Source organism: Collinsella sp. AM16-21, assembly GCF_003471905.1.
Classification (GTDB): Bacteria; Actinomycetota; Coriobacteriia; order Coriobacteriales; family Coriobacteriaceae; genus Collinsella.
Map to the genome: position 1 here is coordinate 29313 of NZ_QRKJ01000010.1, position 22735 is coordinate 52047.

General features: G+C 60.5%; 21 protein-coding genes. 19 read left to right on the top strand and 2 right to left on the bottom strand.

The window, feature by feature from the left end; translation table 11 throughout:
* Positions 1-80: 80 nt before the first annotated feature.
* Entirely contained in the window at positions 81-2729 is a 2649-nt protein-coding gene (gene adhE / locus DW180_RS06740) for a bifunctional acetaldehyde-CoA/alcohol dehydrogenase (protein ID WP_118238110.1), read from the bottom strand.
* Positions 2730-3060: 331 nt separating this feature from the next.
* On the opposite strand from adhE, the gene DW180_RS06745 reads away from it, so the two are divergent.
* A complete protein-coding gene (locus tag DW180_RS06745) occupies positions 3061-3837 on the top strand; it encodes a transposase (protein ID WP_118094261.1) in 777 nt (258 codons plus the stop codon).
* Between the two features lie 207 nt (positions 3838-4044).
* Here DW180_RS06745 and rpmB read toward each other — a convergent pair whose 3' ends face one another.
* Complete coding sequence (gene rpmB / locus DW180_RS06750) at positions 4045-4233, bottom strand: 50S ribosomal protein L28 (protein ID WP_022094725.1); 189 nt, start codon at positions 4231-4233, stop codon at positions 4045-4047.
* A gap of 450 nt (positions 4234-4683) precedes the next feature.
* Here rpmB and pyrR point away from each other — a divergent pair, with 450 nt between their 5' ends.
* From pyrR to DW180_RS06840, 18 genes are all read left to right on the top strand, one after another.
* A complete protein-coding gene (pyrR, locus tag DW180_RS06755) occupies positions 4684-5268 on the top strand; it encodes a bifunctional pyr operon transcriptional regulator/uracil phosphoribosyltransferase PyrR (RefSeq protein WP_117654814.1) in 585 nt (194 codons plus the stop codon).
* Positions 5237-6217: an aspartate carbamoyltransferase catalytic subunit gene (locus tag DW180_RS06760; RefSeq protein WP_222847472.1), complete on the top strand. Its 981-nt coding sequence runs from the start codon at positions 5237-5239 to the stop codon at positions 6215-6217. The genes pyrR and DW180_RS06760 overlap by 32 nt, the downstream gene beginning before the upstream one ends.
* Complete coding sequence (locus DW180_RS06765) at positions 6201-7490, top strand: dihydroorotase (protein ID WP_118094259.1); 1290 nt, start codon at positions 6201-6203, stop codon at positions 7488-7490. Before DW180_RS06760 ends, DW180_RS06765 begins: the two co-directional genes overlap by 17 nt.
* A gap of 116 nt (positions 7491-7606) precedes the next feature.
* Positions 7607-8374 carry a dihydroorotate dehydrogenase electron transfer subunit gene (locus DW180_RS06770; RefSeq protein ID WP_118094258.1) on the top strand — a complete coding sequence of 256 codons (768 nt, stop codon included), beginning with the start codon at positions 7607-7609 and terminating at the stop codon, positions 8372-8374.
* A 14-nt stretch (positions 8375-8388) separates the two neighbouring features.
* On the top strand, positions 8389-9297 hold the full coding sequence (locus tag DW180_RS06775; protein ID WP_006236128.1) for a dihydroorotate dehydrogenase: 909 nt from the start codon (positions 8389-8391) through the stop codon (positions 9295-9297).
* Entirely contained in the window at positions 9291-10007 is a 717-nt protein-coding gene (pyrF, locus tag DW180_RS06780) for an orotidine-5'-phosphate decarboxylase (RefSeq protein ID WP_117564271.1), read from the top strand. The genes DW180_RS06775 and pyrF overlap by 7 nt, the downstream gene beginning before the upstream one ends.
* Positions 10008-10246: 239 nt before the next feature.
* On the top strand, positions 10247-10555 hold the full coding sequence (gene mihF / locus DW180_RS06785; protein WP_006236130.1) for an integration host factor, actinobacterial type: 309 nt from the start codon (positions 10247-10249) through the stop codon (positions 10553-10555).
* Positions 10556-11125, top strand: a complete 570-nt coding sequence (gene gmk / locus DW180_RS06790) for a guanylate kinase (protein ID WP_006236131.1) — start codon at positions 10556-10558, stop codon at positions 11123-11125.
* A 5-nt stretch (positions 11126-11130) separates the two neighbouring features.
* Positions 11131-11412: a DNA-directed RNA polymerase subunit omega gene (locus DW180_RS06795; RefSeq protein ID WP_035138532.1), complete on the top strand. Its 282-nt coding sequence runs from the start codon at positions 11131-11133 to the stop codon at positions 11410-11412.
* Positions 11413-12657: a tRNA uracil 4-sulfurtransferase ThiI gene (thiI, locus tag DW180_RS06800; RefSeq protein ID WP_006235944.1), complete on the top strand. Its 1245-nt coding sequence runs from the start codon at positions 11413-11415 to the stop codon at positions 12655-12657.
* Between the two features lie 213 nt (positions 12658-12870).
* Positions 12871-13584 carry a ComEA family DNA-binding protein gene (locus DW180_RS06805; protein WP_158570957.1) on the top strand — a complete coding sequence of 238 codons (714 nt, stop codon included), beginning with the start codon at positions 12871-12873 and terminating at the stop codon, positions 13582-13584.
* Positions 13581-15884 carry a DNA internalization-related competence protein ComEC/Rec2 gene (locus DW180_RS06810; RefSeq protein WP_118238114.1) on the top strand — a complete coding sequence of 768 codons (2304 nt, stop codon included), beginning with the start codon at positions 13581-13583 and terminating at the stop codon, positions 15882-15884. Before DW180_RS06805 ends, DW180_RS06810 begins: the two co-directional genes overlap by 4 nt.
* Positions 15885-15962: 78 nt before the next feature.
* Positions 15963-16925, top strand: coding sequence for a DNA polymerase III subunit delta (holA, locus tag DW180_RS06815; protein WP_118238116.1), 963 nt, complete (start codon positions 15963-15965; stop codon positions 16923-16925).
* A 133-nt stretch (positions 16926-17058) separates the two neighbouring features.
* Positions 17059-17325, top strand: coding sequence for a 30S ribosomal protein S20 (gene rpsT / locus DW180_RS06820; protein ID WP_022094714.1), 267 nt, complete (start codon positions 17059-17061; stop codon positions 17323-17325).
* A gap of 96 nt (positions 17326-17421) precedes the next feature.
* The gene (gene lepA, locus DW180_RS06825) at positions 17422-19233 is read left to right on the top strand and encodes a translation elongation factor 4 (protein WP_118238118.1); all 1812 of its coding nucleotides are present in this window, start codon (positions 17422-17424) and stop codon (positions 19231-19233) included.
* Between the two features lie 4 nt (positions 19234-19237).
* A complete protein-coding gene (gene dusB, locus DW180_RS06830; protein ID WP_117797777.1) occupies positions 19238-20281 on the top strand; it encodes a tRNA dihydrouridine synthase DusB in 1044 nt (347 codons plus the stop codon).
* A 2-nt stretch (positions 20282-20283) separates the two neighbouring features.
* Positions 20284-21516 (top strand): radical SAM family heme chaperone HemW, encoded by a 1233-nt coding sequence (gene hemW, locus DW180_RS06835; RefSeq protein WP_118238119.1) that lies wholly within the window; start codon positions 20284-20286, stop codon positions 21514-21516.
* 58 nt (positions 21517-21574) lie between these two features.
* The gene (locus DW180_RS06840) at positions 21575-22678 is read left to right on the top strand and encodes a DnaJ domain-containing protein (RefSeq protein WP_199569929.1); all 1104 of its coding nucleotides are present in this window, start codon (positions 21575-21577) and stop codon (positions 22676-22678) included.
* The last annotated feature ends 57 nt before the right edge of the window (positions 22679-22735 follow it).

A 22735-nucleotide genomic window follows, 5' to 3' on the forward strand; every position in this document is an offset into this window, starting at 1 on the left:
CCTTTCAACGATGCGATAGAAGCGACGGCGGGGGTGTATGAAACACCCGTGCACCCCCGCCGTTAAAAACCGTGCTAAAACTAGCAGACGGCGTAATCCTGAGGCTCGCGGCCGTAGTAGGCGTCCAGGTAGAGCTCCTTGATCTCGCTCATGAGCGGGTAGCGCGGGTTAGCGCCGGTGCACTGGTCGTTGAATGCCTGCTCGGTCATCTCGTCGAGGGTGTCGAGGAAGTACTGCTCGTCAACACCGTAGTCGGCGATGGTCTTCTTGACGCCGATGAAGTCCTTGAGCTCCTCGAGTTTCGTGATGAAGTTCTCGAAGACCTCCTTGTCGTCCTTGCCCTCGATGCCGCAGTACTTGGCCATCTCGGCGTAGTTATGCAGCGCGTTGGGGTAAGGATACTGGGAGAAGGTACCCATCTTAACGGGAGCCTCGGCGGCGTTGTAGCGCATGACGCGCGTCAGGATGACGGCGTTGGCGATGCCGTGGGGCAGGTGATGGAAGGCGCCGAGCTTGTGGGCCATGGAGTGGTTGAGGCCCAGGAAGGCGTTGGCGAAGGCCATACCGGCCATGCAGGAGGCGTTGTGCATCTCCTCGCGGGCGTGTGGGTCCTTGGCGCCGTTCGTGAAGCTGGAGGGCAGGTTCTCAAAGACGAGCTTAGCAGCGCGCTCGGAGAGGCCCTTGGTGTAGTCGGAAGCCATGATGGAGACGTAGGACTCGATGGCGTGGGTCATGACGTCGATGCCGGAGGCAGCGGTCAGGCCGCGCGGGGCGGTCATGCAGTTGTCGGCGTCGACGATAGCCATGTTGGGGAGCAGCGCGTAGTCGGCGAGCGGCCACTTGATGCCGGTCTCCTTGTCGGTGATGATGGCGAACGGCGTGCACTCGGAGCCGGTACCCGAGGAGGTCGGGACGGCGACGAAGTAGGCCTTCTTGCCCATCTCGGGGAAGGTGAAGATGCGCTTGCGGATGTCCATGAAGTCCATGGCCATGTCCTCAAACTTGCACTCGGGGTGCTCGTACATCATCCACATGATCTTGCCGGCGTCCATAGCGGAGCCACCGCCGACGGCGATGATCACGTCAGGCTCAAAGAGAGCCATCTGCTTGGCGCCGCGACGTGCGCACTGCAGCGACGGATCGGGCTCGACGTCGTAGAAGCAGTCGTGGGCGATGCCCATCTCGTCGAGCTTGGCCTCGATGGCGCGGGTGTTGCCATTCTTGAAGAGGAACTGGTCGGTGACGATGAAGGCGCGCTTCTTGCCCATGACGGTACCGAGCTCGTCGAGGGCGACGGGCGTGGAACCCTTCTTGAAGTAGACCTTCTCGGGAGCGCGGAACCACAGCATGTTCTCACGGCGCTCGGCCACAGTCTTAACGTTGATCAAGTGCTTCACCCCAACGTTCTCGGAGACGGAGTTGCCGCCCCAGGAGCCGCAGCCCAGGGTCAGAGACGGCTTCATGCCAAAGTTGTACAGGTCACCGATGCCGCCGTGCGAAGACGGGGTGTTGATGACGATACGGCAGGCCTTCATGACGTGCTCGAACAGGCTGATCTTCTCGGCCTGGGCGGGGTGCACGTACAGAGAGGCGGTGTGGCCCGGGCCACCGGCGAGCACCAGGTGCTCGGCCTTGTCGACGGCCTCCTGGAAGTCCTTGGCGTGGTACATGGCCAGGACCGGGGAGAGCTTCTCGTGGGAGAACTCCTCCTTGGCGGGGTCGGTGGAGGTGACCTCGGCGATCAGGATCTTGGTCTTGGCAGGAACCTCGATGCCGGCGAGCTCGGCGATCTTGGCGGCAGCCATGCCGGGGATGCGGTGATCGAGGGCGCCGTTCTTGAACATGGCGGCACGCAGGGCCTCCATCTCGGCACCCTGCTTGACGAAGTAGCAGCCACGCTTCTGGAACTCGGCCTTGACCTGGTCATAGATGGTGTCGATGACGGTCACGGACTGCTCGGAAGCGCAGATCATGCCGTTGTCGAAGGTCTTTGAGTGGATGATGGAGTTGACGGCGAGCAGCACGTCGGCGGTGTCGTCGATGACGACCGGGGTGTTACCGGCGCCGACGCCCAGGGCGGGCTTGCCCGAGGAGTAGGCGGCCTTGACCATGCCCGGGCCACCGGTGGCGAGGATGATGTCGACGTCGCGCATGACCATGTTGGTCAGCTCGATGGAGGGGACATCGACCCAGCCGATGATGCCCTCGGGGGCGCCGGCCTTGACGGCGGCGTCAAGCACGAGCTTGGCGGCGGCGATGGTGCACTTGGCGGCTGCCGGGTGCGGGGAGATGATGATGCCGTTGCGGGTCTTCAGGCTGATCAGCGTCTTGAAGATCGCAGTGGAGGTGGGGTTGGTCGTCGGGATGACGGCGCCCACGATGCCGATGGGCTCGGCGATCTTGGTGATGCCGTAGGCCTCGTCGCGCTCCAGGACACCACAGGTCTTGGTGTTCTTGTAAGCGTTGTAGATGTACTCTGCGGCGTAGTGGTTCTTGATGACCTTGTCCTCAAGAACGCCGCGGCCGGTCTCCTCGATGGCCATCTTCGCCAACGGGATACGAGCCTTGTTGGCGGCCATGGCGGCCTCATAGAAGATCTTGTCGACCTGCTCCTGCGTGTACGTAGCAAAAAGCGCCTGGGCCTCTCGCATCTGAGCGAGCTTAGCCTCAAGCGCCTCTACGTTGTCCACAATTGCGGGAGTAGTGTTTTCCGGTGACTTTTTCACCATTTGTGTCTCCTTGCGATCGGAGATTTACCCTACGTCTTGCATGATAGCAAGAAATTATTCGGCGAACGGTAAGATTCCCGTAAAAGGCACACTAAAACGCTTTAACAAACTGAAGCGTTTTAACTAAAACTATCTGCCAGTGCATCGTCCCGCTCATTGGGGACAGACTTACATGAGTGGTTTCACTCATTGGGGACAGACATCGATTTGCCATTTTGCCGTTCTGGGCCTGTTTTTGCCGCTCATTGGATATAAATAGGTCACAGGCTCAGCATTTCGCGTTGCTTCTCTCCTTTTAGGTGTTGCCTGTACAGCTTTGAAAGGAGAGATTATGCCCCGATGCGCCCGCGCCGTTTCGATTACCGGCTATTACCACGTCTTTGACCGCGGCAACTCCAAACAGATTATTTTTGAAGATGATTCCGACCGCTATCGTTTCCTATCGGATATCTCGGACAGGTTTGCGCGCCTTGAAGTGGCGGTGTTGGCTTGGTGCCTTATGGACAACCACTTTCATTTGATGGTTGATGATCCATTTGACAACCTTTCAAAGGCAATGCAGTGCGCGCTGACGGCCTATGCCAAGTATTTCAATGGGAAAACCGGAAGAACGGGCCACCTGTTTGATAATCGCTATTCGCGGGTCGCGGTCGAGTCGGACACGCAGGCGGTGCAGTTGCTCGATTATATCCATCTCAATCCCGTGAAAGGTGCGCTCGACTCGCTTGATGCCTACCGCTGGTCAAGCTACAAGGCATACCAGCTGGGATACGATCCCTTTGATATCTGCGATGCGGCCCCCATGCTCGATATTGTCGGGGGTTCCCGTCGCTATTGCGAGCATCTTAAGGAAGTTGCCGAGCGGATCTGGTCAGTTGAGATTCTTCCGCGTCGACGGATTCCCGACGAGGATGCCCTTACCGTCGCACACGAGGCCCTGCCGAGCATTGATCCTGCGCTGCTCAAGGCCCTGCCACGCCCCGAACGCGATGCCTGTCTGCTAAGGCTCAGGCGGGCCCATCTTACGGTCAAGCAAATTGCCCGTATCACCGGTATCGGCGCTACAAGCGTAACCAAGGCCACCACAGGCTGGAACGAGGCGGCCTGAGGTATGGATTGGGGCCGATCGATGCACTGTGAGCTTAGGAAAGCATTCATCTAAGTCTGTCCCCAATGCGTGAAAACACTCATGTAAGTCTGTCCCCAATGAGTGCAAAAAGGCGCCCTCCGTGGGGGAGGACGCCTTTGGTAAGTTCTATATGAACGCGAGGTCTTTGACCCGGAGAGTCCGAGGTACTTGTTGGTAAGACCTTATTTAGGAGCGCGCAACCTTGCCAGACTTAAGGCAGGTGGAGCAAACGTTCATCTTGCGACGGTGACCATCGACGACGACGTAGACGCGCTGGATGTTGGGGCGGAACTTACGGTTGGTGACGCGGTGAGAGTGGCTGATGGAGCGACCGGCAACGGGGTGCTTACCGCAAACTTCGCAAACTTTGGACATAACTGACCCTCCTTGGGCGACAAACGAACATGTCGCGTTAACAAACAAGCCTGAACTATAGCACAGAAGTCGCTCCCTGTGCGCAATCTACACAGAGATATTCCTCTTTTGGCGATAGTGCCCACGCTACGGCCCTGGACGTAGATCCGATTTGCGTGCAGCAGAGGGGATTATGCCAGCTCGTGCGTGTGTTTTCAAGCTCGTCCCACAAATATATATAGGTTTATGGAGCGCCTGCGCACGTTTACGGATTGCTCTGTATTTATGCTCGCAATTAAGCTCGAGGTTGGCTACACTATCCCTTGACCATTAAAGGGGTACGAGATACCCACATGGAATTACATAGCTGCCAAAGAGCAGCCTTTCCTGTGGGTGTCTGGTCCGCTTAAGCGGTCGGGCATCTATTTTTTTGACTGTGTCAGCAGTCAAGACATGTGAGGAAGGAGATCGATGGGCACGACTTCCCCCAAGGCGGTCATCATGGACGAGACCGCCGTCAATCGAGCGATGACCCGCATTGCGCACGAGATTCTCGAGCGCAACGAGGGCTGTGAAGACCTCGCTCTGGTCGGCATCGTCACGCGCGGCGACCTTCTGGCAAAGAAGCTCGCCGAGGAGATCAAGGAGATCGAGGGCGTCGACGTTCCGCTCGGTAGCCTCGACATCAGCTTCTACCGCGATGACTACGCTACCAATTTTGCTCCCGCGATCCACGCTACCAACATTCCCTTCAGCGTCGACGGCAAGCGCGTCGTGCTGGTGGACGACATCCTGTATACGGGCCGTACTATCCGCGCCGCTCTGGATGCTGTCATGGACCTGGGCCGTCCGAGCCGCATCGAGCTGGCAGTTCTCGTTGACCGCGGTCACCGTGAGCTCCCCATCTCGCCGGACTTTGTCGGCAAGAACGTTCCCTCGTCGCATGAGGAGAACGTGCACCTATATATGAAGGAAGTAGACGGCCGCACCGCTGTCGAGATTAACGACGTCGCGCCGGGTTCCCATGTGGGCTCCGCGCCGCTGGGAGGTGAGTAGTACCGTGGCGTTCAACCATAAGCACCTGATCGACATTACCGAGTACTCCGAAGAGGACATCAAGCTCATCCTCGAGACCGCCAAGGCGTTCTCCGAGGTCAACGAGCGTGCGATCAAGAAGGTCCCCACGCTCAAGGGCAAGACCATCGTCAACATGTTCAACGAGCCCTCGACGCGCACCCGCAGCTCCTTCGAGCTCGCCGAGAAGCGCCTTTCGGCCGACAGCCTCAACTTTGGCGGCTCCTCGACCTCCACGGTCAAGGGCGAGAGCCTCGTCGACACCGTCGAGACCCTCAACGCCTACAAGATTGATTGCATCGTCGTTCGCGATAAGCACGCCGGTGCTCCCTACATCGTCACGCAGAACTCGCCCGCGAGCGTTATCTGCGCCGGCGACGGCAAGCACAACCATCCTACGCAGGCCCTGCTCGACCTGTACACCATCTGGGAGCACAAGGGTGACTTCCACGGTCTGAAGGTCGCTGTCGTCGGCGATATCGCGCACTCCCGTGTCTGCGGCTCGCTGATCCCCGCCCTTAAGATCATGGGCTGCGAGACCTACGCTGTCGCCCCCGGCACGCTGCTGCCGCCGGCGCCCGAGGTTCTGGGTTGCGACCACGTGACGAGCGACCTCGATTCCGTCCTGCCCGAGCTGGACGTCGTCTACATGCTGCGCGTGCAGCAGGAGCGCCTTGAGGGCGCTCCGTTCCCCACGATTCGCGAGTATCACAAGCTCTTCGGCCTGACCAAGGACCGCGAGAAGCTCATGAAGCCCGATACGATCATCTGCCACCCGGGCCCCATCAACCGCGGCGTCGAGTTCGACTCCTATATGGCCGACCACCCGCAACGCTCCGTCATCCTGGAGCAGGTCTACGCCGGTATCTGCGTGCGTATGGCTATCCTGTATCTGCTGCTTGGAGGTGCCGATAATGGCCTTGCTTCTTAAGAATGCCCACGTCGTCGACCCGTCTGTCGAGCTTGACGGTGTCGTTGACGTCCTGATTGACGGCGACAAGATCGCCGAGGTCGGCGAGAATCTCGCCGTCGAGGGAGCCGAGGTCCGCGACCTTTCCGGCAAGTACCTCGTCCCCGGCCTGGTGGATATGCACGTTCACCTTCGCGAGCCCGGCTACGAGGTCAAAGAGGACATCGAGAGCGGCACTCGCGCAGCTGCCAAGGGCGGCTTTACCGGTGTGTGCTCCATGCCCAACACCGATCCCGTCACCGATAACGGCACCGTCGTGGAGTTCGTCAAGTCCCGCGCTGCCGAGGTCGGTCACTGCCGCGTCTATCCGTCGGGCGCCATGACCCGCGGTCTTAAGGGCGAGGCCATGTCCGAGATGGGCGATATGGTCGCCCATGGCGCCGTCGCCTTCACCGACGACGGTCGCGGCGTGCAGGGCGCGGGCATGCTCCGTCGCTGCATGGACTACGGCAAGATGTTCGGCAAGGTCTTTATGAGCCACTGCCAGGACGAGGACCTGGTCGGCCACGGCCAGATCAACGAGGGCAAGGTCTCGACCCGTCTGGCTCTCGAGGGCTGGCCGGCTGCCGGCGAGGAGCTCCAGATCGCCCGCGACATCGAGATCGCCAAGCTGACTGGTGCCAAGCTGCACATCCAGCACATCTCCACCGCCCATGGCCTGGAGATCGTGCGTGCCGGTAAGGCCGCTGGCGTTCAGGTTACCTGCGAGGCCACCCCGCACCACATGTTCCTGACCGAGAACGACCTGGACGAGACCTACAACACCTCTCTCAAGGTCAATCCGCCGCTGCGTACCGATGAGGACGCTGAGGCAATCCGTCAGGGTGTCATCGACGGTACCGTCGACGCTATCGTTACCGACCACGCTCCCCACACCCCGTGGGAGAAGGCCCGCGAGTTCGAGCTCGCGCCCTTTGGAATGATTGGCCTCGAGACTTCGCTGTCGCTCGTGCTCACTGAGCTGGTCAACACGGGCAAGATGAGCGTGAGCCGCATGGTCGAGCTCATGGCCATCAAGCCGCGTGAGATTCTGGGCCTCGATCAGGTTCAGGTCAAGGCGGGCTCTGTCGCCGACCTGACCGTGTTCGACCCCTCCGCAACCTGGACGGTTGGCGAGGACGGTTACGAGTCGCGCGCCGAGAACTCCGGTTTTGCCGGCCGCACGCTCACCGGTCGTGCCACCGATGTATTTGTCGGTGGCAAGCAGACGCTCGCCGACGGCTGCATCTGCTAGCATAGCCTTATCGCTTTTGTGCGCGGCGCCCTTGCGGTGCCGCGCTTTCTGTTCGTTTAGACCATGCAACCGCATGGGGGATTGGAGCGTCTATGCCCACACCTTCCACTGCACGCATGCACGACTTCGAGGTCGTCTCGAACCAGGAGATCGCCGACGGCATCTTCTCGCTCGTAATCTCGGCCCCCAAGCTTGCAAGTGCGCTCAAGCCCGGTCAGTTTGTGAACATTGCCGTGCCCGGCGATGCCTCCTCGCTGCTTCGCGTGCCCCTGAGCTTCTATCGCGCCGACGCCGAGGCCGGCACCGTCGAGCTGTGGTACGCCGTCGTGGGCGACGATACCCGCCGTTTGTCCCAGATGGGCCCTGGCTCCACCTCTAACCTGTTGGGCCCCGGTGGCCGTGGCTGGATGGTACCCGAGGGCACCAGGAAGGCACTGCTCGTCGCCGGTGGCATCGGCGTTCCGCCTGTGCTGTGTCTTGCCGGCATGCTTGCCGAGCAGGGTGTTGATGTGGACGTGTGCCTGGGCTTTGGCACCGCTTCCAAAGTCGTGGGTGTCGATGAGTTCCGTGCGCTGGGCGCCACGGTTAACGTGTGCACCGACGACGGTTCGCTCGGCACGCACGGTTTTTGCACCGATCCGGCAGCCGAGCTGCTTGGAGAGGGCGGCTACGACTACGTCGCCAGCTGCGGCCCCGCCGTCATGATGAAGAAGGTCGCCGCCGCTGCCGCCGAGGCCGGTGTGTACTGCGAGGTGTCGCTCGAGCGCATGATGAGCTGTGGCTTTGGCGCCTGCAACACCTGCAATGTCGAGACGGTCGACGGTATGAAGGGTGCTTGTATGTGCGGTCCCGTGTTCGATGCTTCTAAGGTGGTGGTCTTCTAGTGGGTACCGTGAACATGGCCGTCGATTTCGGCGGCGTCAAGATGCAGAACCCCATTAACACCGCAGCCGGTACCTTTGGCTACGGTTGGCAGTTCCAGAACTTCTTTGATGTTTCCCAGCTGGGCGCCATCACCACCAAGGGTTGCGCTGCCGAGCCCTGGCCCGGCAATCCCGCGCCCCGCATGGCCGAAATTCCCGGCGGTATGATCAACTCCGTGGGTCTTCAGAACCCCGGCGTGGCCGCCTTTGCCCGCGAGTCCGGTCCGTGGCTCGAACAGCTGTCCAAGGACGGCTGCCAGGTCATCTGTCAGGTTGCCGGTCACTCCGTTGACGAGTTTGTCCGCGCACTCGAGATGTATGTCGAGCTATGCCCCTGGGCTGCCGGCTACGAGATCAACGTGAGCTGCCCCAACATCGCCGCCGGCGGTGCCGCCATGGGCTCCACGCCCGAGGGCGCCTCTTCCGTTATGGCTGCCTGCCGCAAGGTGACTGATAAGCCGCTGTTCGTGAAGATGGCGCCGGTCAACGTCGCCGAGATCGCCAAGGCCCTCGAGGCTGCCGGCGCCGACGGCCTTTCGGTCATCAACTCCATCCAGGGCATGGCCATCGACGTCCATACCCGCAAGTCCCGCGTGGCCAAGCCCAAGGGCGGCCTTTCGGGCCCGCTGTGCCACCACATCGCCGTGCGCATGGTCTGGGAGGTTGCCCAGGCCGTCGATATCCCCATCAACGGTGTCGGCGGTGTCATGACTGGCGAGGATGCGGCTGAGTTTATCCTGGCCGGCGCCACCTGCGTGTCGGTCGGCATGGCCAACTTCGTCGATCCGTGTGCTTCGCTTAAGATCGCGCATGAGCTCGAGGCCTGGGCCGAGTCCCAGGGCGTAAAGGACATCAACGAGCTGGTGGGTGCTTTCGAATGCTAGAGAATGATGCCCGCGACCGTGTTATCGTCGCCCTCGACTGCGACCGTGAGCGCGCGCTCGAGCTCGCCCACGAGCTTTCGGGCCATGCCGCCTGGCTCAAGGTCGGCATGACGCTCTATTACGCTGAGGGTCCTCAGATCGTCAAGACCTTTAAGGACCTTGGCTTTAAGGTCTTCCTCGACCTTAAGTTCCATGACATTCCGCATCAGGTGCGCGGCGCTGCCCGCTCGGCCTCGCTTGCCGGTGCCGACCTGCTTTCGGTCCACGGCCTGGGCTCGGGTGCTATGCTCGCTGCCTGCCGCGAGGGTGCCGAGGAGGCGCGTGAGGACCGCGCCAAGCTCGTCGCCATCACCGTGCTCACGAGCATGAATCAGGATGCCTTGAGCGAGATCGGCGTCGAGTCTCCCGTGGCCGAGGAGGCCGCCCGCTTGGCAAAGCTTGCTCAGGCCAACGGCATCGATGGCATCGTGTGCTCACCGATGGAGGCTCACGACATGCGTGAGCTGCTGGGTCCTGATGCCCTGATCGTGACTCCGGGTGTGCGTCCGGTGGGTGCCGCCCTTGGTGACCAGTCCCGCGTGGCGACGCCTTCCCAGGCTATCGAGCGTGGCGCAAGCCACATTGTGGTGGGCCGTCCCATCACCGGTGCCGACGATCCGGTTGCCGCCTTTGACGCTATCGTCGCCGAGCTGGTCGAAAACGTCGCGTAAAAGATTCCCCTAAGTCACCACTTTTGGGTCTCATTAGCACAAAATAGCCCCTGTGCCTGCGTAAACTTTCCCATCCTTTGTGTGGAATCGCAGGTCAGGGGCTTAACTTTGGGCGCAGTATATTGCACTTTTTGCGGGTATCGTCTAACCTATGGAGCCGCGATTAGGCATTTTGTACGTTCTACGTGCTAAAATGCCAATTATTGAATCAGATATAACCCAACTATTTGGAGGTACGAATGGCACTCCCTCAGCTTACCGACGAGCAGCGCAAGCAGGCTCTTGAGAAGGCTGCTGCCGCACGTCACGCCCGCGCTGAGCTTCGCGAGCAGATCAAGAAGGGCGAGAAGTCCCTCGAGTCCGTGCTCAACTCCGATGACCCCATCGCTTCCCGCATGAAGGTTTCCACCCTCATCGAGTCTCTCCCCGGTTATGGCAAGGCCAAGGCCGCCAAGATCATGGAGGAGCTCGGTATCTCCGCTACTCGTCGCGTCCAGGGCCTCGGCGTCCGTCAGCGCGAGCAGCTCCTCGAGCAGCTGACCAAATAAGTGAGCGCTCAGGATTCCAAGCTCTTTGTGATTTCTGGACCGTCAGGCGCAGGCAAGGGTACGCTCGTCACTCGTGTGCGCGAGCGCCGCTCGAACCTGGGTCTGACGGTTTCGGCTACCACGCGAGCACCACGCAAAGGTGAGGTCGACGGCGTCAACTACTTTTTTCTGACGCGCGAGGAGTTCGACCGCCGCGTGGCAAACGGTGAGTTTGTTGAGTGGGCCGAGGTCCACGGTAACTGCTACGGCACGTTGGTGAGCGAGGTCACATCCAAGCTCGCCTCGGGCGCGTCTCTGATTTTGGAGATCGATGTCCAGGGCGCCCTGCAGGTGAAGGAGCGTTTCCCCGAGGCCGTGCTGATCTTTATCAAGCCGCCTTCGCTTGAGGTGCTCCGCGAGCGTCTAGTCGGTCGCGGTACCGAGACGCCCGAGACGATTGAGCTGCGTATGGCAAACGCCGCCGATGAGCTTGCCCTTGCCGACCGCTACGACGACGTCGTGGTGAATGACGATCTCGACCGCGCGACCGATGAGCTCGTTCGCGTTCTCGATATGCATGAAAGGATCTGAGGTCCGTGTCCGTTGTAAAGCCTTGCATTGACGATCTTCTGGAGAAGACCGATCACAACCGCTTCCTGCTCGCTTCGCTTGCCTCCAAGCGCGCCTGCGACATCAATAGCATGCTGCGTGGCCAGCACAACCGCGTGCTTGCCGTCCAGGATGTCGATGACATCACCATCGGGCTTTCCGGTGCCGATACCATCTCGATGGCTATGGACGAGATTGTCGACGGTGACATCTCTTACGACGAGGCCCGTTACGAGAAGGCGCTCGGCCACAAGGTTGCTGAAGCCTAAATGGCGGCTCGCGTCTGCCTAGTCCACTATCACGAGGTTGGGCTGAAGGGCAAGAACCGCGCACATTTTGAGCATATCCTCATGGATAACATCAAGGCGGCCTTGGCCGCCTTTTCCGTGAATGCCGTGTCTCGAATTTCCGGTTATATCCTCGTGACCTTTAACGAGCATCAGGCCGACGAGGCGGCGCGTGTCATTCGCACCGTTCCCGGCGTTGCTCGCGTGTCTTTGGCGTATCACACCAATCGCGACCCTCAGGAGTACTGTGCCGCCGCCGTGAAGGCGCTGCGCGAGTTTGGTTCCTTCGATTCGTTTAAGGTGCACGCCAAGCGCTCCAATACCGACTATGAGCTCACCTCGATTGACATCAATCGCCAGGTGGGCGAGGTGCTGTGTGAGGCGTTTCCTGATAAAAAGGTTCAGATGCACGACCCCGATGCGATGGTGCACGTATTGGTGGTCCAGGGTAGTGTCTACGTGTATGCGCGCTCCGAGCGCGGCGTGGGCGGTCTGCCGGTGGGTTCTGCCGGCAAGGTCGTGACGCTGCTGTCGTCGGGTATCGATTCTCCGGTGGCGACCTGGATGCTCGCGCGTCGCGGCGCGGTGTGCGTGCCGGTACATTTCTCTGGTCGTCCGCAGACGCCCGATACGAGCGAGTATTTGGTGCAGGACATCATCCGTGCGCTTGAGCCGGGTGTCCAGATCGGCCGCCTGTACGTGGTGCCGTTTGGCGACTGCCAGCGTGAGATTTCGGTCACCTGCCCCAGCAACCTGCGCGTGATCATGTATCGCCGCATTATGTATTCGGTTGCCGAGCGCATTGCACACATCGAGGGCGCCAAGGCCATCGTTACGGGCGAATCGCTTGGGCAGGTTGCCTCTCAAACGCTTGAGAACATCATGGCCGTCAACGAGGCCGTGAAGATCCCCGTGTTCCGCCCTCTCATCGGTTCGGACAAGCAGGAGATCATCGCGCGCGCCGAGGAGATCGGTACGTTCGATATCTCGACTGAGGCCGCTCCCGACTGCTGCACGCTATTTATGCCGCGCCGTCCCGAGACGCATGCCAAACTTGATGCCGTGCATGAGGCCTGGGAGTTGTTCGACCACGAGGAGATGATCGAGCGCCTGCTCAAGCAGACCGAGTACATCGACTTCGAGAGCAACACGTATAAGGCCCCTAAGACCTTAAAACGCAAACATTCGGAGCTTGCTCCGCGTGAGATTTACCAAGATCACGAGTAATTTTGTGCATAGACCGACGATGCTTCTGCATCGCCGGTCTTTTGCTATCTGGGCATTTTGCGGCTAAGTGTTCATTTGCTGACGTGTGCCTGAATAAATGGACAGATTTGTGCAAGGTTTTGGTCGGTTTTTGGTTTGACCGCTAAAACCGGTTTTGGAGCGTGGCTGTTGCAGGGCTCTTTTCCTGACACGATGTTGTTGGGAGGTTTTGCTATGGCGCAGCGCGAACAACACGAACGAGTCAAAAAGATGGACCGCTGGGCGGACAAGCTGCTCGGTCATAAGGCAGTGGTGATGGCGATACTGGTTGTCATTGCGATGGCGAGTGGACTGGCGATGGCGAACCTTGGCGGCGGTGCCGGTGGCGTGTCGTTTGAGCGCACTGACGGTTCGGGCTCGTTGGTGGAGTCGGGATCCGGTGATGCCTCGAGCGGAAAGACATCCGAAGGTTCTTCGACTAAGGCTTCTGCCGCGGCAGAGGTCTATGTCGATGTCGATGGCGCCGTTGTGTCGCCCGGTGTATATCGTCTCAAGGACGGCGCGCGGGTGGCTCAGGCGATTGATGCCGCCGGCGGGCTGGCGCCCGAGGCAGACGTTACGGGGCTCAATCGGGCATCTAAGGTCGTCGATGGACAGAAGATTCACGTTCCAATGGTAGGGGAGCAGCAGGCGTCCATTGCGGAAGCCGGTGTTGATGGTGGGGCTTCCACATCATCGGGCGTGAGTGGCGCAACAGGCCTAGTAAACATCAATACGGCAAGCGCAGAAGAGCTGCAGACGCTTTCGGGCATCGGTCCCTCCATGGCCCAGTCGATTATCGATGAACGGACAAAGAACGGTGCTTTTGCCTCGGTTGACGACCTGATGCGTGTGTCGGGAATCGGCGAGAAGAAGCTTGCCAAAATCAAAGATTTCATCTGCGTATGAGTGCGACCGAGCGTGAACATGTGATGCCTCCGCGGCCCCTGATGCCGTGGACGATGGCCCTGTGTGCCGGCATGTGCATGAGCTGCGCCTTGGTGCTCAACGTGGCCGCTGATGCGCTGCTGAGGGAGCAGGCGCCGGCGGTCGGGCTGCTATGGGCCATTCCCGTTGCGGCGGCGGTATTCGTTGTGCTGGCCCAATCTTGTGCGCGGCTTGCCCCTTGGAAGCGGTGGCTGTATGCCGCGTCCGTCGGTCTCGTGGCGGGAGCGGTCGTCTCGGCGTGGTGGGCTGTGGGCGCGCTCAGTGCCTCGAAGGCGCTCGATGGTCGAGCGGCAAGCAGCCTCGAGTTTGTTGTGCAGGGTGATCCATCCATAAACGACGACGTGTATTCCTATACCTGCGAGGCACGCGCGGACGGTAAGAACTTGGCAACGGTTCGCCTATCGTGTGACCGCGAGCTCAAGGTCGGGGCGCACGTGCGCGTTATCGGTCGCGTTTCACGTTTTGAGAACGATGCGTATGGACGATCGCGCGCGCTCCGAGGCGAGGTGCGTAAGGTTAAAGCCGTTCGGATTTTGTCCGTCGATGAGGGCTCTCCGTGGACGCTGCTTCGGCTGCGAAAAGGGCTGCTTGCGTCCATCGCGCCTGCGACCGACCCGGCGCGTGCGCTCATAGCCGGTGTCGTCTGCGGTCGTTCGGCCGAGCTGCGCGCCCAGTCGGCGGGTGATTGGTTTTCGGTGACGGGAACGGCGCATCTTATCGCCGTCTCGGGCAGCCATTTGGCTATTGTGGGGTTTGTAATCGAGGGTGTATTGCAAAAGACTCGGTGCTCACGTGGCCTTCAGCGGGCGATATTGGCGATAACGCTTGTGGGCTACGCTGCCTTTACGGGCGCATCTCCCTCGGCCGTGCGCGCGTGCTGCATGGTGTTCGCGACGCTTGTCGTAAACGGCGCGGGGCGTCGCCGGCACGGCGCATCGGCACTCTTCGTAACCATGTCGATCTTTGTGCTACTGAGGCCGACGGTGCTGTTCGAGATGGGCTTTCAGCTTTCATGTGCCAGCGTCTTAGCCATTCTGTGCTTTTGCCCCTATGCGACCTACGCTTTGGGTGAGCTGGGTGTGCCGACGGGCGTTGCCAGCATGCTTTCCGTTACGCTGTGCTCGCAACTGGCGACGCTCCCCATTACCATTCCTGCATTCGGTACGTTCTCGCTCATTGCTCCGTTGGCAAATGCGGTCATCGGTCCGGTGGTGAGCGTACTGCTTGCTGTGTCCATCGTGCTGGTTCCCTTTTCGCTCGTGGGACCGTTGCGGACTTGGGCGCTCGTTGTGCCCATGATTGCCGCCCGTTGCGCGCTGTTTTTCGAGCAGCTGTTTGCCGCCGTGCCGGGTGCATCCGTGAGCGTGCCGCCCGATAGCATGTGGATTTACCTAGTGCCGTGTTTGCTGGCGGTTCTGCTTGTCCGGTGGCCGCGTCCCCGTGCACGTCCTATGGCGGTGGGGCTTGCATGCCTGGTGCTCTTGGCTGCGATTCCGTACGTCTACTGGGATCGATTCGCTCCGCCTTCGGTGACGGTGCTCGATGTGGGCCAGGCCGATGCGATTCTTATCCGCCAGGGCGGCGCAGTAGCACTCGTCGACTGCGGGCTCGACGAGCGCGTGGTGGCGGCGTTGGTCCGCAATAACGTGCACCATATCGATGCCGTCTTTGTGACGCATTGGGATGAGGACCACTGGGGTGGTCTGCCTGCCGTGCTCGAACAGTTTTCGGTCGGAACGATTGCCGCGGCGGCTGATGCGCTGGAGGATGCTCCTGCCGAGGTATTGAACCGACCTGGCGTGGAGTATCGGCAGGTGCGCCGTGGGGATACAGTCGACATCGGCTCATTTTGCGCCCGCGTGATGTGGCCATTCGAGTCCGTGGATGGCGAGGGAAATGAGGACTCGCTTGTCCTGCTGCTCTCTTATATTCAGGAAGGCAAGGGCCTGCGTATGCTCCTCACCGGCGATGCCGAGCTCGACCAAGAACGGGAATTCGTTCAGGAGGTGGGGGATATCGATGTCCTTAAACTTGGGCATCACGGCTCTAAGGTTTCAGTCGATGGTGAGTTGCTGGACGTCCTGAAGCCCGAGCTTTCCCTCGCGAGCGCGGGCGAGGAGAATCGATACGGCCATCCGTCCGACGCCTGCATCGATGCCGTTAAGGAAGCGGGCGGCGTGTTCGCGTGCACTATCGAACACGGCGACATTACCGTCACGCCGACTGCGAATGGCTTTGCGATGCGATGCCAGCGACCGTGACGACGTCGTTGGCGTGTGGTGGGCCCCTGGGCTAGAATGGCACGGAGCGAATACGAAGGCCTGCGGGAGGGGAGCGCAATGTCCGAAACCGGTCTGCTGCCGGCATATCTGATCGTCGGTACCGACGGAGTCAAGCGCGATCACGCCGTCTCGCGTATGAAAGCGCGTCTGGAAAAGTCGGGTATGGTCGAGTTCAACCTCGACGAGCGCGACATGACCAAGGACCCCGATATCGAGTCGATTATCGGATCGCTTAACACCTTTCCGATGGGCAGCGAGTTTCGCCTGGTAATCCTTGATGGCTGCTCAAAGCTCGCCAAGGCGGTCTCGGAGCCGCTCGCCGAGTATCTGGCGAGTCCCAGCCCCACAACGGTTTGCCTCATAATCGCCGATTCGCTTGCCAAGAACACGCGCCTGTACAAGGCGATCGCCAAGATTGACAAGAAGGCCGTGATCGATTGCTCCGGCACCAAGCGCTGGGAGCTTCCGCGCCGCGTGCAGCAGATGGCGACGCAGCATGGCAAGTCGATCTCGACGGCGGCCGCCGAGGAACTTGTCTCGCGTTCGGGTGAAAACACTCGCATGCTCGATAACGACTTGGCTAAGCTTGCCCAGATGGTCGAGGCGCCGCAGATTGAGCTTGCCGACGTTGAGCGCTGGATTGTACGTACGGCCGAGGCTCAACCCTGGGACTTTCTCAATGCGGTCTCGGCCCGTGACATGCGACGCTCGCTCGAGCTCTTCAATCTACTGCCCGCCAAGAGCTACGTGTGGACTTACACATTGCTGTGCGGCCGCATCCGCGAGCTTATCGTTGCCAAGGCGCTCGAGGCGCGCGGACAGGGTCGTGAGTTGGCCGCAACACTTAAGCTCCAGTCCTGGCAGGTCAAGAATCACCTGACCTGGGCACGTCGCTTTTCGATGGCAGAGCTCGTTGCCGCGCTCGAGGGCGCGGTCGATGTGGAGCTCGCGCTGAAGGGTTCGGCCGATTCTCAGACCGCGCTTTTGCTCTGGATTACGAACATCTTGAGAAAATCGTGATGATACCTGCCTATTTGACAAATTCGTTCTATCCCTTTGAGGGGGAGCGTGCTATAGTAGGCGCTTGCATGACCTCACCGTGTCTCAGAGGTGTCATACATTTTTTGCAAGGAACTCGAAAGGAACTCCAGAAGTGGCAAACATCAAGTCTCAGAAGAAGCGTATCCGCACCAATGAGGCAGCTCGCATGCGTAACAAGGCTGTCAAGTCCGAGCTCAAGACGCTGACCAAGCACGTCCAGTCCGCCGTCGCCGAGGGCGACGCCGAGAAGGCCCAGGCTGCCCTCAAGACCGTCACCAAGCGTCTCGACATGGCTGCCGCTAAGCATGTCATCCACAAGAACCAGGCTTCCAACCGTAAGTCCGGTCTTGCCAAGCTCGTGAACAGCATCAACGCCTAAGTTGTAAATTTCACATCACACAGATTACGCGCATAAATGGAGCCTGTTTTATGGAACAGGCTCCATTTTTTGTACCGCTCGGGTAAGATAGTCCGCATGAATACTTCAATTGATATTTCCCACATCCGTAACTTCTCGATTGTTGCGCACATCGACCATGGCAAGTCCACGATCAGTGACCGCATCCTCGAGCTCACCCATACCGTCGACGAGCGCGACATGGAGTCGCAGCTGCTCGACACTATGGATATCGAGCGCGAGCGCGGCATCACGATCAAGTCCAATGCCGTCCGCGTTTCCTATGACGCCGACGATGGCGAGACGTATCAGTTCAACCTGATCGATACGCCGGGCCACGTTGACTTTACCTACGAGGTCTCGCGCTCGCTGGCAGCCTGTGAGGGCGCGGTGCTCGTTGTCGACGCCACGCAGGGCGTCGAGGCGCAGACCGTTTCCAACGCGACGCTCGCCATGAACGCCAACTTGGACATTGTGCCGGCCATCAACAAGATCGACCTGCCCTCGGCCCATCCCGATGAGGTCAAGACCGAGATCGAGGATGACCTGGCGATCCCTGCCGATGATGCCGTGTGTGTCTCGGGCAAGACCGGCGAGGGTATTCACGATCTGCTAGAGTCCATCGTCTTTTTGATCTCTCCGCCTAAGGGCGATGCAAATGCTCCGCTCAAAGCGCTCATTCTGGATTCGTACTTTGACGAGTATCGCGGCGTGGTGGCCACGGTGCGCGTCTTTGACGGCTCCATCAAAAAGGGCGATACCCTGCGCATGATGCAGGCAGAGGGCGACTTTTTGGTCGACGGCGTGGGTGTCAAGCGTCCTGCCGAGACCCCGGTTGACGCGCTGACGGTTGGCGAGGTCGGCTACGTGGTCACGGGCCTGAAGGACCCCGAGGCCGTTCGCGTGGGCGACACCCTTACCTGGGCGTCGAACCCCTGCCCCGAGCCGCTTCCCGGTTACCGCGAGGCCAAGCCCATGGTCTATACGGGCCTGTTCCCGATCGATAACAAGGACTACGAGAACCTGCGTGACGCACTCGATAAGCTGCACGTCAACGACCCGTCGTTGGTGTGGGAGCCCGAGACCTCGGTGGCGCTCGGCTTTGGCTTCCGCGTGGGCTTCCTGGGCCTGCTGCACATGGAGGTCGTCAAGGAACGCCTGGAGCGCGAGTTCAACTTGGACCTCATTGCCACGAGCCCCTCGGTGGACTATCACGTCTACAAGACTGACGGCGAGATGATTGATGTCCGTAGCCCGCAGGATCTTCCCGAGGCCACGCGCATCGAGCGTATCGAGGAACCCTACCTCAAGGCTAAGATCATCTGCCCGCCCGAGTATACGGGTGCCGTCATGCAGCTCGCTATCGAGCACCGTGGCATTACAACCGACATGATCCATCTCACGAGCAAATCGGTCGAGATGCGCTTTGACATGCCGCTCGCCGAGCTCATCCTGGACTTCTTTGACCAGCTCAAGAGTCGTACCAAGGGCTATGCCTCGCTCGACTACGAGTTCAACGAGTACCGTCCCTCCGAGCTCGTTAAGCTCGATATCTTGCTTTCGGGCGACGAGGTGGACGCGCTGTCGTTTATCGTCCACAAGGACAAGGCCTATGGTCTGGCCCGTGGCCTGTGCGACAAGCTTAAGGAGATCATCCCGCGTCAGCTGTTCGAGGTGCCCATCCAGGGTGCTATCGGCAATAAGATCATTGCCCGCTCCACCGTCAAGGCGCGTCGCAAGGACGTGCTTGCTAAGTGCTACGGCGGCGATATCTCGCGTAAGCGCAAGCTGCTCGAGAAGCAGAAAGAGGGCAAGAAGCGCATGAAGGCCATCGGATCGGTCGAGGTCCCGCAGGAGGCCTTTATGGCGATCCTCAAGGTGGACGAGTAGGTCTATGGCGCTTTCTGAATACAGCAAGCGGCTGCTGGGCGCCTATGCCGAGCAGCCGTTCCTTATGGCTCCCATGGCGGGCGTGACCGACCCTGCCTACCGCATCATGTGCCGCCGTCGCGGTGCCAACCTTGCCTACAGCGAGATGGTGAGCGTGGCGGGCCTTGCCTATGCCAGCAACAAGACCTGGCGCCTGGTGCTACCGGCCGACGAGGAGCAGCAGATTTGCGTGCAACTCTTTGGCTCCAAGCCCGATCAGTTTGCGAGCGCCGTCGCTGCCGTCGAGGAGCGCGTTGGCGATCGCCTGTCGCTCATCGATATCAATATGGCATGCCCCGCCCGCAAGGTTGTTACCAAGGGCGAGGGCTCGGCGCTCATGCGCACGCCCGATTTGGCCGAGAAGATCGTCGAGGCGGCGGTGGGCGCGGCGCATGTACCCGTGACCGTAAAGATCCGCAAGGGCTTTTATGCCGAGGACCGTAATGCCGCGACATTTGCCCAGATGCTCGAAGGCGCCGGTGCCGCCGCGGTGGCGGTGCATGGCCGCTGCGCCACGCAGCTCTATACGGGCCAGGCCGATTGGTCGGTCGTCGATGAGGTTGCCGACGCCGTTGAGATTCCCGTGATTGGTTCGGGCGATGTGTTCTCGGCCGAGGATGCCGCGGAGCATCTGCGCAACTCGGGTGCCAGCGCGGTGTTTATTGCGCGCGGTATCTATGGGAACCCGTGGGTGTTTGGCGATGCTCGCGCCCTTGCGCTCGATGGCATACCGGTGCCGGCTCGCAGCTCCGTTGAGCGCCTGGACGCCCTGCGTGAGCACCTAACGCTGACGCATGAGCTCCTGCCGCTCATGTCGCGTGCCCGCACGTACGCAAGCTGGTACTTAAAAGGCATGCCCCATGCTGCAGCCTGGCGCGCGCAGGTGGTGCGCTGCTCCACGTATGAGGAGTTTATGGCGCTGGTCGATGAGATCGAGCATGATGTGGTGGCCTGTGAGGCTGCCCTTGCCGCCGGCGAATCGGTGCCCCCTCATCCGCTGGAGGCTTAAGGGTGGCCGTTACCGCACTGTACGTGCACGTGCCGTTTTGCGCCCAAAAGTGCCGGTACTGCGACTTTGACTCGCGCAGTTTTGCTCCGTGCGACCTGAGCGCTGCGCTCGATGCCTATTTTGAGCAGTTGTTCGCGCGTCTCGATGCTTTTGGCAAGGCTGATGCCCTTGACCAGATCCGCACCGTCTATGTTGGTGGCGGTACGCCGTCGCTGGCGGGGGAGCGCCTGGTGGAGCTGGCGCGGCGTATTCGTGCGTGGTGTGCCCCCGTTGAGTTTACCTGCGAGGCCAATCCCGAGTCGCTGACCGCCGAGCTTGCTACTGCACTTGTCAAGGTTGGTGTCACACGCGTCTCTCTGGGCGTGCAAACGCTCGATAACGCCGAACTTACTGCCATCGGCCGTATTCACGATGCCGATCGGGCGCTCGCCGCCATCGCGACGGTCAAGAACGCTGGGCTTGATGTGTCGTGCGACCTTATGTGCGGACTTCCCGGGCAGACCGCAGCGAGTTGGAAGCGCACGCTCGATGGCGTGCTGGCGGCGGCCCCGCATCATGTGTCGGTCTACCCGCTCACGCTTGAGGAGGGGACGCCCCTTTATCGCATGGCGTGCCGCGACGAGTCGCTCGAGCCCGACGAGGATTTTCAGGCTTCGTGCATGGACTTGGCACGCGAGCTCCTGGGTGCCGCCGGCTATCACCCGTATGAGGTGGCGAGCTACGCGCTCGACGGCCATGAGTGCGCCCACAACATTGCCTATTGGTCTGGACAGGGCTATCTGGGCTTGGGTCGCTCTGCCGCCGGTATGCTCGATACCGAGGATTTCGACCGTCTTGCAGGTTTGTTCCCCGGCGCGTCTTCTCGAGGCGATGCGTACCGCGTGCGTCTGGTGCAACGTGACGATGACGCGACGGCGTTCGAGACCGAATATCTCTCGCAGCGCGAGGCTGCGGCCGAAGACCTGATACTTTCTTGCCGCATGACGCGCGGTGTCGCGTCCGACCTGTTTGTTCGCGTGGCTCGTGTCATCCCGGCCGATGAGCTGACAGCTGCCTGCGATCGCGCGCTCGAATTGGGTCTTGCCACTTGGGTTCCCGAGACGCTCGGGGTCCATGAGGGGCCCTTTACTTCGGCAGATGCCGTCGCGGGCCATGTTCGAGCTCGTCTGGCGCCGACACACCTGGGCTGGCTCGATGGAAATGTTCTGTTCGAGCTGTTTTGGGATCTAGCTTAGGCCGCTCGGGTAGAATTACCGGAATATATACGCTGCTGTGAGCAGGAGGTTGCCGCGCATGGCGACGATGAACGAAAAAGATTATTACGAGATTCTGGGTGTCTCCAAGGACGCTACCTCGCGTGATATACAGAAGGCCTTCCAGCAAAAGGCTCGCAAGCTCCATCCGGACGTCAACAAAGAGCCGGATGCCGAGGAAAAGTTTAAAGAGGTTTCCGAGGCCTACGCCGTGCTTTCGGATGAGCAAAAACGTGCGCGCTATGACGCCATGCGTTCTGGCAATCCCTTTACCGGTGCTCCTACAGCTTCGCCCTATGGTGGCGGCTACGCCGGCAACACGGGCTATGGCAATCCCTTTGAGGGCGGCTTTCCCTTTGGTGGCGCCTGGGGCCAGCAGCGTCGCGGCCAGGCTGCCTACAATCCCGAGAACGGCGCCAACGTGGTCGTCGATATCAAACTGGACGCTAAGGAGGCCAAGGGCGGTGCCCGCAAGACCGTCCGCTATACGCGCTTCGATACCTGTGGTCACTGTGGCGGCTCGGGTTCTGTCTCCTCCGAGCATGCCCATACCTGCCCGAGCTGTGGCGGCCGCGGCCACATCGACGTCGACCTGTCCTTCCTGTTTGGTGCGGGCACGTTCCAGTCGGTCTGTCCCGAGTGTGGCGGTTCCGGTAAGGTCGTGGCCGACCCCTGCCCCGATTGCGGTGGCAGCGGTCGTACTCGCGTAACCTCCGAGCAGACGATTGAGTTTCCTGCCGGCACGCACGATGGCGACGAGGTCCGCATTAGCGGCATGGGTCATGCTGGCACCAACGGTGCCGCGGGCGGCGACCTGGTCGGCCGCGCCCATGTTGAGGCCGAGCGCTTGGAAGGCAAAGCTCGTACCGGTTTTTACCTGATGGGCATCGTGGCGCCGTTTTTGGTGCTGTCGGCCATCTCGGGCGTGTTCTCGGCCTTTGCCGTGATGTGCTTTATTCCGTTTACCATGGGCCTGTTCATGGTGCTTTCGGACGGTGTGCTTCATCGCAGCCTGCTGTGGTGGAAGCGCGGTGCGATGCAGTTTGCCAACGGTTTTGCCAACGGCTTCATGTTCGCGCTCGTGTCGGTTTGGTTTGCGAGCTGCTCGCAACGGGCCATGCTTTCGCCTTACGGAATGCAATAACATTAAACCCTCTGTTTGCGGTCGGCCCAGCTTGGGTATAGGACGCACTGTGACAAT

Excerpts from the sequence above, each read along its gene's own strand:
- thiI (WP_006235944.1), top strand. The coding sequence starts at position 11,413 with ATGGCGGCTCGCGTCTGCCTAGTCCACTATCACGAGGTTGGGCTGAAG.
- DW180_RS06775 (WP_006236128.1), top strand. The coding sequence starts at position 8,389 with ATGGCCGTCGATTTCGGCGGCGTCAAGATGCAGAACCCCATTAACACC.
- holA (WP_118238116.1), top strand. The coding sequence starts at position 15,963 with ATGTCCGAAACCGGTCTGCTGCCGGCATATCTGATCGTCGGTACCGAC.
- DW180_RS06840 (WP_199569929.1), top strand. The coding sequence starts at position 21,575 with ATGGCGACGATGAACGAAAAAGATTATTACGAGATTCTGGGTGTCTCC.
- DW180_RS06745 (WP_118094261.1), top strand. The coding sequence starts at position 3,061 with ATGCCCCGATGCGCCCGCGCCGTTTCGATTACCGGCTATTACCACGTC.
- DW180_RS06765 (WP_118094259.1), top strand. The coding sequence starts at position 6,201 with ATGGCCTTGCTTCTTAAGAATGCCCACGTCGTCGACCCGTCTGTCGAG.
- rpmB (WP_022094725.1), bottom strand. The coding sequence starts at position 4,233 with ATGTCCAAAGTTTGCGAAGTTTGCGGTAAGCACCCCGTTGCCGGTCGC.
- DW180_RS06805 (WP_158570957.1), top strand. The coding sequence starts at position 12,871 with ATGGCGCAGCGCGAACAACACGAACGAGTCAAAAAGATGGACCGCTGG.
- lepA (WP_118238118.1), top strand. The coding sequence starts at position 17,422 with ATGAATACTTCAATTGATATTTCCCACATCCGTAACTTCTCGATTGTT.
- dusB (WP_117797777.1), top strand. The coding sequence starts at position 19,238 with ATGGCGCTTTCTGAATACAGCAAGCGGCTGCTGGGCGCCTATGCCGAG.
- pyrR (WP_117654814.1), top strand. The coding sequence starts at position 4,684 with ATGGGCACGACTTCCCCCAAGGCGGTCATCATGGACGAGACCGCCGTC.
- DW180_RS06760 (WP_222847472.1), top strand. The coding sequence starts at position 5,237 with ATGTGGGCTCCGCGCCGCTGGGAGGTGAGTAGTACCGTGGCGTTCAAC.
- mihF (WP_006236130.1), top strand. The coding sequence starts at position 10,247 with ATGGCACTCCCTCAGCTTACCGACGAGCAGCGCAAGCAGGCTCTTGAG.
- DW180_RS06770 (WP_118094258.1), top strand. The coding sequence starts at position 7,607 with ATGCACGACTTCGAGGTCGTCTCGAACCAGGAGATCGCCGACGGCATC.
- pyrF (WP_117564271.1), top strand. The coding sequence starts at position 9,291 with ATGCTAGAGAATGATGCCCGCGACCGTGTTATCGTCGCCCTCGACTGC.
- DW180_RS06810 (WP_118238114.1), top strand. The coding sequence starts at position 13,581 with ATGAGTGCGACCGAGCGTGAACATGTGATGCCTCCGCGGCCCCTGATG.
- adhE (WP_118238110.1), bottom strand. The coding sequence starts at position 2,729 with ATGGTGAAAAAGTCACCGGAAAACACTACTCCCGCAATTGTGGACAAC.